This window comes from Rhodococcus sp. 14-2470-1b, from assembly GCF_002259415.1.
In the GTDB taxonomy this organism is placed as follows: Bacteria; Actinomycetota; Actinomycetes; order Mycobacteriales; family Mycobacteriaceae; genus Rhodococcoides.
The window spans coordinates 228,951-240,977 of record NZ_NPFY01000028.1 but is presented as its reverse complement, the minus strand read 5'-3'; the positions used below and the strand labels follow the sequence as shown (position 1 = coordinate 240,977).

The window sequence follows — 12,027 nt, the reverse complement described above, 5'->3', positions numbered from 1 at the left end:
CATCTCCGCCCTCGTCGCCGTCGGCGACATCGCCGACACCCTCGTCGCCAAAATCGTCGAACGCACCACCCCCCTGGTCACCGGCGACGGCACCCGCGGCGCCGACATGGGCCCCCTCGTCACCCAAGCCCACCGCGACAAAGTCGCCTCCTACATCGACCAAGGCGAAGCCGACGGCGCCACCATCGTCGTCGACGGCCGCAGCGTCAAAGCCGACGGCGGAGACGGTGCGAGCGACGCGACAAGGGATGTCTCCGGCGGATTCTGGCTCGGACCGACACTCATCGACCACGTCAAAACCGACATGAGCATCTACACCGACGAAATCTTCGGACCCGTCCTCTCCGTCGTCCGCGTCGACACCTACGACCAAGCCCTCGAACTGATCAACAACAACCCCTACGGCAACGGCACCGCCATCTTCACCAACGACGGCGGCGCAGCCCGACGCTTCCAGAACGAAGTCGAAGTAGGCATGATCGGCATCAACGTCCCCATCCCCGTCCCCATGGCCTACTACAGCTTCGGCGGCTGGAAAAACTCGCTGTTCGGCGACACCCACGCCCACGGCACCGAAGGAATCCACTTCTTCACCCGCGGAAAAGCCGTCACCAGCCGCTGGCTCGACCCCAGCCACGGCGGCATCAACCTCGGCTTCCCCGAAAACAACTAACCCCCACGTGAGTGGAAATGTAGGCCTGAGCTCAGGAGCGGAACCCACGGAGCGACCAGAGAGCACCTACATTTCCACTCACGACGAGGTCAGGCCGCGTCGGTGGCCGATAGTGTGCAGGCAAGTGCGCTGACGTATCTACAAAGGAGTAGGACATGGTTGCCAACATCTCGTTCCCGCGTTTTCTCAAGCTCGGGCCAGGAGCCGTGGAGAGCCTCGGCGACGTGCTGACCGACTTGAACGTGCAGCGCCCCTTGCTTGTCACCGATGCGTTCATGGTAAGCAACGGCTCAGCGGAACGGCTCATGAAGATCATCACCGGAGCGGGCAAAGAGGGCGCACTGTTCTCCGGAACCGTCCCGGACCCCACCACCGAGTCCCTGCACGCAGGCTTGGCTGCGGCGGCAGCCCACGACGCAGACGCAGTCATCGGGTTCGGCGGTGGCAGCCCGATGGACACAGCCAAAGCCCTCGCGGTGTTGTCGAAGCAGGGCGGCGAGATGCGCGACTACAAGGCACCACGCCAGTACACGGGGCCTGCGTTACCCATCATCGCGATTCCGACGACCGCCGGAAGCGGTTCGGAGGCAACACAGTTCACGATCATCACGGATGTCACGTCGGACGAGAAGATGTTGTGTCCCGGCCTGTCGTTTCTTCCCATAGCGTCGATCGTGGATTCCGAATTGACTGCATCCATGCCGCCCCGCTTGACCGCGGACACCGGCGTCGACGCGTTGACCCACGCGATCGAGGCCTACGTGAGCAAGAAAGCCAACCCGATCTCCGACGGACTCGCATTGTCCGCGATGCGGACCATCGGCCGGTTTCTGTTGCGCGCGTACAGGGATGGCTCCGACACCGAAGCGCGCGAGGCGATGATGCATACGTCAACCCAGGCAGGTATGGCGTTCTCCAACTCCAGCGTCTGCCTGGTTCACGGCATGAGCCGTCCGATCGGAGCGCACTTCCATGTCGCACACGGCCTGTCGAACGCAATGCTGCTCCCCGCCGTCACGGCGTTCTCCATCCCCGGGGCTCGCGACCGGTATGCCGAGTGCGCTCGCCAACTCGGTGCGGCCGGACGCACGGATTCCGATGACATCGCGTCCGCGCGGCTGATCGAGTTCATCGACACCCTGTGCTCCGATGTCGAGGTCCCGCGCCCGAGCACCTACGGTATCGACGAAGCCAAGTGGGACAGTCTGATTCCGCTCATGGCCGAGCAGGCATTGGCGTCGGGATCGCCGGGCAACAACCCCGTCGTGCCGACGGCCGACGAGATCGCAGATCTGTATCGCTCCGTGTTCTGACCGCGCACGGCCACAGCCCACGCGTACACCATCACCGGGCTGGGCTTGACCTCGAGTGCAGTCGAGGTTCGAGAATGGTCATGTACCGATCGAACAGACCCGAAAGCGAGATCATGACCACCGACAAGTACGTACTACCCGAACTGACGTACGACTACGCTGCCCTCGAACCGCACATCAGCGGCGAGATCATGGAGCTTCATCATTCGAAGCACCATGCGGCCTACGTCGCGGGCGCGAACACCGCACTCGAACAGCTCGCGGCTGCACGTGAATCCGACGATCATTCACGGATCTTCCTGCACGAGAAGAATCTTGCGTTCCATCTGGGCGGGCATCGCAATCACACTCAGTTCTGGACCAACATCTCCCCGGACGGTGGCGACAAGCCTGTCGGTGAGCTCGCGGCCGCCATCGACGATCAGTTCGGGTCCTTCGACAAGTTCCGCGCACAGTTCACTGCTGCAGCGAACGGACTGCAGGGTTCCGGTTGGGCAGTTCTCGGCTGGGACGAACTGGGCAGGCGACTGCTCACGTTCCAACTCTACGATCAGCAGGCCAACGTCCCTCTCGGGATCACTCCCCTTCTGCTGTTGGACATGTGGGAGCACGCGTTCTATCTCCAGTACAAGAACGTCAAGGCGGAATACGTCACGGCGTTCTGGAACCTGGTCGACTGGGCGGACGTCGCACGCCGTGGACCGTGGAACGACTAGTGTCTCGCGTATGAGGATTTCGGGACGACGCTCGGTGTCGATGATGATGACGACGAGGGCGACGAGCCGATCGTGAGCACCCCCAGTACTCCGGTCACCATCGTCGGCGCGGGAATGGCCGGCGCCGCATGCGCGGTCGCGCTCAGGGACGGCGGCGTCGAGTGTCGTCTCGTCGATCGCGGCCGTGCTGTGGGCGGGCGGATGGCGTCTCCGCAACTGCACGGTCGCCGTGTCGACATCGGCGCGGGCTATTTCACCGTGCGCGACGACGGTTTCGCCGAGTTGGTCGAGGCGTGGAAAGTAGCAGGTCTCGCCAGGCCGTGGACCGACACGTTCGGGGTACTGGCTCCAGGCGCAGACGCCACCACCACGACGGGTCCAACAAGGTGGGCGACTCCAGGTGGGTTGCGTTCACTGGTCAGGGACGTGTTGGGGGGCGCTGGCCCGGGCGAGATCACGGCCGAATCCACCGAGCTCACCGCGCTTCCCGACGGCATCGTCGTGTTGGCGATGCCGGATCCGCAGGCATCGAGACTCGTCGACGTGCCGGACCCGGTGAACTACGACGCTGCTCTCACCGTGGTCGCCGGGTTCGAGGACATGCCGTTGCCGTTCGAGAACGCAGCGTTCGTCAATGCGCATCCCGTCATAGAGTTCCTCGCCGACGACGGGGCGCGGCGCGGCGACTCGGCGCCGGTTCTCGTCGCGCACACCACCGCGGACTTCGCCCGTGCGCATCTGAGAGACCCGGAATCGGCGGTGGCGCAGACGGTTGCGGCGGTTCGCTCTGTGACCGGTCTGCGGGCTCCGTCGTGGACGCACGTTCATCGGTGGACCTTCGCGAAGCCCGCGCAGGCACACGACTCGACCTTCCGTTCGGTCGATCTCGCGAGCGGCCCTGTCTACTTCGCGGGCGATCAGTGGAGTCCGTCGGGGCCACCTCGCGTCGAGAGTGCATGGAGGTCGGGTACGGACGCGGGCCGCGCGATCTGCGCCAGGTTGTCCTAGCTCACGCGAGAGGGCGCCTGCGGCTGGTCGAGGTGCATCGATTCGATGTCGTCGTCCTCGTCGTCGGTGAGCGTGAACAATGCTGCGATCGGTGCCGCGAGCGCCAGGAGTCCGATGACGAAGACCGGGAACAGGAATCCGAACACTTCGAGCCCCGCTGGTACGGGTGCGTCCGAGTCGACGGTGACGCGCATGGCAGCCATCCCGGTGTAGTGCATTCCGACGACTGCGACGCCCATGACAAGACCTGCGGCCAGCAACAACATCGGTTTCTGTAGGACCAGGGTGAACCACAGAGACAATGTGCCTGCAACGACGGCGATGGCCACGGAGACGGCGACGAGAGTCGTGTCGTAGGACACCGAACCCTGGATGCGGACTGCGTTCATTCCGGTGTAATGCATGACGTTGACGGCGATTCCCATCACGACGCCACCGACGAGGAGCGTCCAGATGTTGACCTTGCGACCGATGATGAGCAGTCCGACGAGGGTCGCTCCGATTGCCAGTAACGCCGAGACGACGGTCCACAGAAGGTCGTACCGCGCGACGCTGCCGGTCACGGTGAATCCGAGCATGGCGATGAAGTGCATCAGCCAGATGCCGATACCCCCGATCGAGACTGCCGCCATCGTCAACCATCCGAATCGAGCACGCGGTGACGAGACGACCGCGGATTGCCTGGTACAGGCGAGGCCGACGACACAGCCCACGACGGACACTCCGTAGGCGAGGAACACGAGCCAGATGCCCATCGAGAAATGCTGCATCTCGTGTGAATGATCCATGGTGTTGCTCCTAGGTTGCCGAGTGCACGCGGTCGAGGGCGTACTCGGTGAGGGTGATGAGGGCGTCGCGTACGGAATCCGCGCGTCGCGCATCGACTTTGACTATCGGCACGAACGGGGCGATCGCGAGTGCTTCGCGGATGTCGTCGATCTCGAATCGCTGCGCACCGTCGAACTCGTTGACGGCGACGACGAAGGGAAGTCCACGAGCTTCGAAGTAGTCGATCGCCGCGAAGCAGTCGTCGAGACGACGCGTGTCGATGAGGACGATCGAACCGATGGCACCGCGAACCAGGTCGTCCCACATGAACCAGAATCGCCGCTGGCCCGGCGTACCGAACAGGTAGAGCACCAGGTCGTCCGAGAGTGTGATTCGGCCGAAGTCCATGGCAACGGTCGTGGTCGATTTGCTGCCCGCGGAGTCCAGTTCGTCGATTCCTTCGGATTCGTCGGTGATCATCGCTTCGGTTCGCAGCGGCACGATCTCCGATACCGCACCGACGAGTGTCGTCTTGCCGACGCCGAATCCACCTGCGACGACGATTTTCGTCGAAGCCGCCGTCCGACCTCTCGCGTCAGAGTGCGCGTAGTCCACGAAGTGTCCTTCCGATGAGTTCGCGGCGCTCGGCCGCAGTGGCGTCGTCGTCGAGAGTCGCCGACACACGCAATGTTCCAGATTCGACGAGGTCGCCGACGAGTACGCGGGCGACACCGAGGGGCAGGCTCAGGCGCGCGGAGATCTCGGCCACGGACGGGCTCTCCATGCACAGCGCGACGATTTTCGATCTCATGTCGCTGGGCGGCCACATACTCGTCACGACCGGGGAGACGGTGTGCACGGGAGCTTCGAGAGGAAGGTAGACCTCAGATCGTGTTCGGCCCGCGGTGAGGGTGTACGGCCTCACCAGATTCGGCGTCGGTGCCGCCTCGTCGAACCCGTCCGAATCATTGATGCCCACAGGGGCTTCGGGCGCAGACTCGTCGGTCGACTCGGGTGTGCCTGATCGATCGCGCGAGTCGACCTCGCTCACCGCATCGTCTACTTCAGGGGTTTCCGACGGTGTCACCGTGCATCACCGATCTCGTATCCGCGCGGCCGGCTGCACCATGCTGCCCACACGATCGACCAGCACGGCCATTTCGTAGCCGACCTGGCCGATGTCGCACGATGCTGCCGTCAGTGCCGCGAGGTGCGATCCATCGCCGACGCTCATCAGCAGCAGGTAACCGTTCTCCATCTCCACGATGGACTGGAGCACCGGACCACCGTCGAAGAGTCGCGCGGCGCCGGAGGACAGGCTCGCCAGACCGGACGTCACCGCAGCCAGCTGCTCGGCGCGTTCACGAGGTAGTTGTTCGCTGGTCGCCATCAGCAACCCGTCCGCCGAGACCAGTACGGAGTGCGCGACTCCGACGATGTCGCGTGCGAAGTTCGACACGAGCCAGTCCAGGGACCGATCGGGGGTCGACGCGATGGGGTGGTTCATTCGCCTTCTTCCGTTCTGTGTCGGCCGGTGACGTCTTCGGCGCGTCCGGTGCGGACACCGGTGAAGTGATTGGTGAGTTTCTCGCGTACGGCGTCGGGTGACCGTGTGCGCGACGACGTCGGCGTGTCTTCCCGGCTGTGCGTCGGGGTGCGCCCGGTGTCGACGGCGCCCGGGACCAGTCGGGCACCTGGTCTACGAAGGGGCAGACCGGAGTCCGTTCTGGTACGTGCGCGCGCGTCGTCGGCGTTCTCGGCGGCGGCCCAGCCTGCGTCCGCCGGTGAAGACCAGGTGCGCGAACGGCCCTGTCCGGTGGCAGGGTCGACGAGCCACTCGGAGACCATTCGCTGATAGATCGGCATGGCCTGGGTCGGCGGTGCCAGCGGATCCGGCGGTGGTGGGGTCGCGTCCTCGGTTCCCGACGCGGTGTCGTTCTTCGCCGCGAGCGCGGCAGGGCGAGCGCCGAAGAACGACGATGTGTCCGAGGTCCGCCTGACGGCAGCTACGTCGCCGGACGGGGCCGCTTCGGCTCTGCCGGACGATATGGCGATGTGCTCGTCGACGCCGCTCGCGCCCGGACGACGCCGGGGAAGCGATGCGGAGGTGACGTCCTGTGTGTCGTCGGAGTGACCGTTACGCGTCTGGGCGACGTATCCGTTCTGCTCGGCCGGCGTCGGAGCGTCGGCACCCGGCGACGGCACTCCTGCCGACGCGAGTCCGTCGAGCGCGAGGAGCGACACCGGACCCGTTCGTTCCGTAGCTGTTTCGGCGTCCGTCGCAGTGTTCGGAGGTGCACCGTTGCGCGGTGACGGCACAGATTTCGATCGACCTGCCGACAGGTCCCTGCGATTGGCGCGGACGTTCTCGGCCGTCGGGAATGTCGTCACGACGAGTGACACGGGTATGTGGACGCTGACGGTCACTCCCGACGCCCCTCCTTGTACCTGTGTCGCGCGTAGTCGTACCGTCACTCCGTGGCGCTGCGCGAGACGCCCGACCACGAACAAGCCCATCCGACGCGCTGTTTCGGGCGTGACTTCACCGCCGGCGGACAGCCGCTCGTTGGTTTCTTCGATGTCCGCTGCAGGCATACCCAGCCCGCGGTCGGCGACTTCGAGCAGGATTCCGCCTTCGACAGCGCGGGCGGCGGTGACGGCCACGGCACTGTCGGGCGGTGAGTAGCGCAGTGCGTTGTCGATCAGCTCGGCGACCAGGTGGACGATGTCCGCTGCTGCTGCCGCGGTGAGCGCGGCTTCCGGCACGTCGAGCATGAGGACGCGGCGGTAGTCCTCGACCTCCGACACGGCCGCGCTCATCACCGCGTCGAGTGCGACGGGGCGGTCACCCTGTGCACGGCGCGACGGGGTGCCTGCCAGCACCATGAGGTTGGCACCGTTTCGGCGCATCCTGGTGGCCAGGTGATCGAGGCGGAAGAGGCTGTCGAGGCGGCGCGGGTCGTCCTCGTCGCGTTCCAGTTCTTCGATCAAGGCCAGCTGCTGGTCGACGAGCGATCGGCTTCGGCGAGAAAGCGTTTCGAACATGTTGCCGACCTGCACTCGAAGGCGCGCCTGTTCGCCGGCAAGCTGCAGCGCTTCCTCGTGGATGGCGTCGACCGCGCGGGCAAGCTGGCCGATCTCCTCCTGCGTGTGGACGGGGATCGGCACGATCTCCGGGGTGTGTCCACCGGATCTGATGCTTTCGATCTCAGCGGGGAGCGCGCGTTGAGCGACACCGAGTGCGCCCAACCGGAGCCTGCGGATGGGGCGGACGAGCGAGCGAGCGACGATCAGCGCGAGCACGAGTGCGGTAAGGACCGAGCCGAGTACGAGGGCGGTGTCGCGCAACGCGACCGAGCGACTCTCGGTGGCCTCGGACGTCAGTGTCTCGACGAGGCGGCCTGCGTATCGGTCCGCGATGGAGGTGTAGATATCGGTGGACTGTCCGGCCGAGAGGAACGGATTGGTGGGTCCCCCGCTTGCCGCTGCGGAGTACATTCCAAGCCTGGTGTCGAATTGTGCTTGCAGCGCTTGCACTTCGGCGGACTCCGGACCGAGGACGGTCGAGAGTGCTGCGATGTCGGCGGCTTCGCTGCCCGCGGCTCGGTTGACCTCGTCGAGAATCGTGACGTCGGGGGTGGAGACGTGAAGCTGCTGGGTCTGCGCGGCGCGGCGACCGGACATGGCGTCGACGATGGTCGACGTGAGGGTTCGAGGCTCGGCGCTCTCGACGGACAAGCCGTCGGCGATCAGCTCTGCGATCGATTCGGTGACGGCCGATGCGACACCGACGCGCTCGACGGGGGCTACCGGGCCTTGCCGCAGCCTGTCGCTCAGTTGCTCCGCGCCGGAGACGGCGCTCTCGAAGTCGACGAGGGCGCCTGCCTCGGGGCCTCCGCCATCCTGGTCTCCGCTGGTTCCGAGCGCGTCGCGCACGGCGGTGAGACCGGATTGCACTTCCTCGCCGGAATTCGGCACACCGCTCAGCGCGAGATCTCCGACGGCCTTGTCGAGGGCGAGCAGCGGCGTCACGATTCGTGAATTGTCGGCAGCGGCAGACAGATCGGCTGCGGCGGACAGTTCGGTCTGGATGCGGAGAGCACCGAAACCCATTGCGAGAATCAACGGCAGCGCGACGACGGCCGCGACCTTGGCCCGAACGGGCCATGCAGAGAGCGACCACGTGCGTTCGGTGGGCACCGTGTTCGGTGGTTCGGTTCCAATTTCGACCACTAGCCGGACTCGCTTCGACTCTGCCCAGGGCGGGCGGGGACAAGGGCGGGCTGACAGCTCCCGTGAACACAGACCCGTCCGTGCAGGCTGTGAAACACAACAAACCGCCCGGACTTATTCTGTCCCGAGAACATATACCAAGATCCTGTTTCGGGAAAGATTTACGACTTTATGACTTTTTGAGAACCATTCACCGACGGACACGCTTCTGTACTTGTCGAGTCCGGGCGGTCAGTCCAGCGAACACCCCGCCGCAGCGACGATCACCGACGCCAACTCGGCCAAGGCGGCCGTTTTCAACGTCCACTGCTGCCAGTAGAGCGAGACGTCGACGCCGGTGCCCGGCGCGAGATCGACGACGTCCACTCCGGTGCGCATTCTGTCGATCTGCTGTCGAGGCAGGACGGCCCATCCCATTCCGAGCCTCACCGCTTCGGCGAAGTCGGCTGACGACGGCACGAAGTGCGTGGGACCTGCACGCCTCGTCACACCCCACTGTTCGAGATATCGGTGTTGTAGGTCATCGGAGCGATCGAACACGATCATCGGCGCACGGGACAATGCGTTGCCCGACGGTCCGTCGCGGAACCAGGTTTCATGGAATTCGGGCGAGCACATCGGCCGATACTTCATCACCCCGAGACGAGTGACCGAGCACCCTTGCACTGCGTCCGCTGACGTGGTGACGGCCGCGACGACCACTCCTTGACGCAGCAATTCCGCGGAGTGGTCCTGGTCCTCCCTCTTGATGTCGAACTCCATACGGTGCGACAGCTGTGCCAGCGCAGGGAGAACCCATGTGTTGAGCGAGTCACCGTTCACGGCAATCGGTATCGACGCGGGCGTGCCTGGAGTCAGCTCTGCGACGAGTGTTCCTATCTGTTGTGCCAGCCGCAGGTAGGGCATTCCCGCCTCGGTGATCCGCGCTGGTTTGGAGCGGTGAACCAGCACTGTCCCCACCGATGTCTCGAGCGCTTTGATCCGTTGACTGACTGCCGAAGGCGTGATGTGCAATTGAGTGGCCGCGGAGTCGAACGAGCCCTCGGACACCACGGCGGCGAGGGCGTGAAGCTGTGACAGGTCGGGTTCGTGCATAAGCAACACTAATCCTGATGAAGTAATATTCGCTGTACTTCAGATCCGACCGTTTCTAGCCTTTGCTTCATGACGTTCGCACTCGGTCCCACCCTCGCGGGCTTGGCTTTCGGCCTGTCGCTCATCGTGGCCATCGGAGCTCAGAACGCGTTCGTTCTGAGGCAAGGGATCGCGCGGACGCACGTATTTCCTGTCGTCGCGGTCTGCGCGGTGTCGGACGTCGTCCTCATCGCGGCCGGCGTCGCCGGGGCGGGTTTCCTCGTCGACAACTCCCCCTCCGTGATGACCATCGCCTATTGGGGTGGCGCTGCCTTCCTTCTCGCATACGGCGCTTTGTCGATACGTCGCGCGCTGCGCCCGGCCGCCATGACTGCGGATCGCCCGTCGCAACCGGCCCGGGTCGGCACCGTCATCGTGACAGCGGTGGCGCTGACATGGCTGAATCCGCACGTGTACCTGGATACCGTGGTCCTTCTCGGATCAGTGGCGGCAACGTACGACACCGCGCGAATCTGGTTCGGAATCGGTGCGTGTACCGCGAGCCTTCTGTGGTTCACCGCGCTCGGATACGGCGCCCGCCTTTTGCAACCGGCATTTGCGAAACCGATGGCCTGGCGCGTCCTCGACGGCGCGATAGCGGCGTTCATGGTCGCTCTGGGCTCGACGTTGGCAGTACAAGCAGTAAATAGTTAGTGCACTAACCATTCGTGTACTATCGAAAACGTGTCCGACGACGATCCACTCGCTCTCGACAGGCAGGTCTGTTTCGCACTGGCGGTTGCCAACCGAGCCGTTCTCGCCGTCTACCGGCCCCTCCTGGAGCCGATGGGGCTCACTCACCCTCAGTACTTGGTCATGCTGGCGCTCTGGGAGTCCTCGCCGCGGTCGGTGAAAGAAATCGCAGCGGCCTTGCAACTGGACTCCCCCACCCTGTCCCCGTTGCTCAAACGGCTGGAGGCAGCCGGTCTCCTCGTTCGAACCCGCAGCCGTAGCGACGAGCGTCAGCTCGCCGTCGAGTTGACCGCAGACGGGGCCGAACTGAGGACGCTGGCGGAGAACATTCCCCCTGCCGTCGTCGAACGACTCGGAGTGGACATCACCGAACTCGAAGAACTTCGCACGGTGCTCGGGCGCATCAACCGAGCCGCTATCGATGCAGGGGCGCTGCAATGAGCACGACACCACGAACACGACCGAGCTTCCTGCAGTGGCTCGGCTACGTGGCCGGGCGCAGGCTTCCGATGTCCATGCAGGATTGGGTCCGAAACGACCTGATCGGGCGAGGGGCCGTTCCGAGACACCTCCTCCGATCCATGATTCCATTCCTCCCGATCTTCATCGGGTTCTTCGTGCTGTTTCCCGGCGCACTGTGGTTGCGCGGAGCGATGGTGTTGCTGAGCGTGCTGCTCGCACTCTTCTACACCGTGGCGTTCATGGAGCTCAACCGCGCCCGTCGGCTCGAATTACACGGTCTCCCATCGAATCTCCAGAGCGATCGCAAGACGGCGGCACTCGAGGACGAGCGCGTTCGGTACGAGCGCCTGCACCTCAGGAATCGTCAGCCGCCCCCGCGCCGACGATGATGCGTTGGCCGACCGTCACCACGGCACGGCTCAAACTCTTGGATGCGTGCTTGCTCAACGGACCTTCGTCCATGCGGAGGGCGTGCACGATCATCAGCAGTTCGATGAGCGTGCGAGTGGACAGGGTATGCGTGGCATGCTGACTCGCGGCAGCGCGCCGGCTGAGTGGTGTGGGACTGGGCGGCAGGTACTCGAATGCGCGTTGCACGTGAGCTTCCTCGAACTCACGTCGTAGCACCGACGCCTCAGCCGTGGCACCGGGAAGATGGTAGTGCAGCAGGCGTGACTCGTCGGGATGCGACTCGACCCATTTCCACACGGCGAGTATCACCGCCTCGAGCGACGGATCGTCGTCGCCCTCCTGGGCACGAACCTGGGCTACGACGGCGTCGACCATGTCGAGCACCTGCCGCATGGCCAGCTCGAACAGCTCGTCCTTGCCCGCGAAGTGGTAGTAGACGGCCGATGGAACGACGTCCGCTTCGATCGCGACGTCCTGAATACTCGCGTCCGAGAAGCTCTTTGCTGCGAAGACTTTGATTGCCGCCGACACGATCTCGTGCCGCCTCGATGGCCTGTGCGGTGATTTCTTGCCCATGCCGACGCCCGCCCCCTTCTCGCTCACCTGGAAGTCTCAC

General features: G+C 64.6%; 14 protein-coding genes. 7 read left to right on the top strand and 7 right to left on the bottom strand.

Annotated features, from left to right (window positions below):
• From CH293_RS21285 to CH293_RS21270, 4 genes are all read left to right on the top strand, one after another.
• On the top strand, positions 1-673 hold a 673-nt coding region (locus tag CH293_RS21285; protein WP_141217206.1), incomplete at its 5' end, for an aldehyde dehydrogenase family protein.
• Positions 674-828: 155 nt separating this feature from the next.
• On the top strand, positions 829-1,986 hold the full coding sequence (locus tag CH293_RS21280; RefSeq protein WP_094721412.1) for an iron-containing alcohol dehydrogenase: 1,158 nt from the start codon (positions 829-831) through the stop codon (positions 1,984-1,986).
• A gap of 113 nt (positions 1,987-2,099) precedes the next feature.
• Positions 2,100-2,702, top strand: coding sequence for a superoxide dismutase (locus tag CH293_RS21275; protein ID WP_037110948.1), 603 nt, complete (start codon positions 2,100-2,102; stop codon positions 2,700-2,702).
• A 72-nt stretch (positions 2,703-2,774) separates the two neighbouring features.
• On the top strand, positions 2,775-3,710 hold the full coding sequence (locus CH293_RS21270) for an NAD(P)/FAD-dependent oxidoreductase (protein ID WP_094721411.1): 936 nt from the start codon (positions 2,775-2,777) through the stop codon (positions 3,708-3,710).
• On the opposite strand, the gene CH293_RS21265 is transcribed toward CH293_RS21270, so the two are convergent.
• The 6 genes from CH293_RS21265 to CH293_RS21240 form a co-directional block, all read right to left on the bottom strand.
• Complete coding sequence (locus CH293_RS21265) at positions 3,707-4,498, bottom strand: MHYT domain-containing protein (RefSeq protein ID WP_094721410.1); 792 nt, start codon at positions 4,496-4,498, stop codon at positions 3,707-3,709. The genes CH293_RS21270 and CH293_RS21265 overlap by 4 nt on opposite strands.
• Before the next feature lie 10 nt (positions 4,499-4,508).
• Positions 4,509-5,093: an ATP/GTP-binding protein gene (locus tag CH293_RS21260; RefSeq protein WP_037110933.1), complete on the bottom strand. Its 585-nt coding sequence runs from the start codon at positions 5,091-5,093 to the stop codon at positions 4,509-4,511.
• Complete coding sequence (locus CH293_RS21255) at positions 5,074-5,451, bottom strand: DUF742 domain-containing protein (protein ID WP_052059315.1); 378 nt, start codon at positions 5,449-5,451, stop codon at positions 5,074-5,076. Before CH293_RS21255 ends, CH293_RS21260 begins: the two co-directional genes overlap by 20 nt.
• 120 nt (positions 5,452-5,571) lie before the next feature.
• A complete protein-coding gene (locus CH293_RS21250) occupies positions 5,572-5,985 on the bottom strand; it encodes a roadblock/LC7 domain-containing protein (RefSeq protein ID WP_019667414.1) in 414 nt (137 codons plus the stop codon).
• Positions 5,982-8,678 (bottom strand): ATP-binding protein, encoded by a 2,697-nt coding sequence (locus CH293_RS21245; protein ID WP_241483811.1) that lies wholly within the window; start codon positions 8,676-8,678, stop codon positions 5,982-5,984. Before CH293_RS21245 ends, CH293_RS21250 begins: the two co-directional genes overlap by 4 nt.
• 264 nt (positions 8,679-8,942) lie before the next feature.
• The gene (locus CH293_RS21240) at positions 8,943-9,806 is read right to left on the bottom strand and encodes a LysR family transcriptional regulator ArgP (RefSeq protein WP_094721409.1); all 864 of its coding nucleotides are present in this window, start codon (positions 9,804-9,806) and stop codon (positions 8,943-8,945) included.
• A gap of 69 nt (positions 9,807-9,875) precedes the next feature.
• Between CH293_RS21240 and CH293_RS21235 the strand changes: the two genes are divergently transcribed.
• The 3 genes from CH293_RS21235 to CH293_RS21225 are packed head-to-tail and all read left to right on the top strand — an operon-like array spanning position 9,876 to position 11,389.
• The gene (locus CH293_RS21235) at positions 9,876-10,499 is read left to right on the top strand and encodes a LysE/ArgO family amino acid transporter (protein WP_094721408.1); all 624 of its coding nucleotides are present in this window, start codon (positions 9,876-9,878) and stop codon (positions 10,497-10,499) included.
• A gap of 30 nt (positions 10,500-10,529) precedes the next feature.
• A complete protein-coding gene (locus tag CH293_RS21230; protein ID WP_094721407.1) occupies positions 10,530-10,979 on the top strand; it encodes a MarR family winged helix-turn-helix transcriptional regulator in 450 nt (149 codons plus the stop codon).
• Positions 10,976-11,389 (top strand): DUF5313 family protein, encoded by a 414-nt coding sequence (locus CH293_RS21225; RefSeq protein WP_094721406.1) that lies wholly within the window; start codon positions 10,976-10,978, stop codon positions 11,387-11,389. The genes CH293_RS21230 and CH293_RS21225 overlap by 4 nt, the downstream gene beginning before the upstream one ends.
• Here CH293_RS21225 and CH293_RS21220 read toward each other — a convergent pair.
• The gene (locus CH293_RS21220) at positions 11,355-12,014 is read right to left on the bottom strand and encodes a TetR/AcrR family transcriptional regulator (protein ID WP_094721405.1); all 660 of its coding nucleotides are present in this window, start codon (positions 12,012-12,014) and stop codon (positions 11,355-11,357) included. The genes CH293_RS21225 and CH293_RS21220 overlap by 35 nt on opposite strands.
• Between the last annotated feature and the right edge of the window lie 13 nt (positions 12,015-12,027).

Excerpts from the sequence above, each read along its gene's own strand:
- CH293_RS21275 (WP_037110948.1), top strand. The coding sequence starts at position 2,100 with ATGACCACCGACAAGTACGTACTACCCGAACTGACGTACGACTACGCT.
- CH293_RS21240 (WP_094721409.1), bottom strand. The coding sequence starts at position 9,806 with ATGCACGAACCCGACCTGTCACAGCTTCACGCCCTCGCCGCCGTGGTG.
- CH293_RS21280 (WP_094721412.1), top strand. The coding sequence starts at position 829 with ATGGTTGCCAACATCTCGTTCCCGCGTTTTCTCAAGCTCGGGCCAGGA.
- CH293_RS21250 (WP_019667414.1), bottom strand. The coding sequence starts at position 5,985 with ATGAACCACCCCATCGCGTCGACCCCCGATCGGTCCCTGGACTGGCTC.
- CH293_RS21235 (WP_094721408.1), top strand. The coding sequence starts at position 9,876 with ATGACGTTCGCACTCGGTCCCACCCTCGCGGGCTTGGCTTTCGGCCTG.
- CH293_RS21225 (WP_094721406.1), top strand. The coding sequence starts at position 10,976 with ATGAGCACGACACCACGAACACGACCGAGCTTCCTGCAGTGGCTCGGC.
- CH293_RS21265 (WP_094721410.1), bottom strand. The coding sequence starts at position 4,498 with ATGGATCATTCACACGAGATGCAGCATTTCTCGATGGGCATCTGGCTC.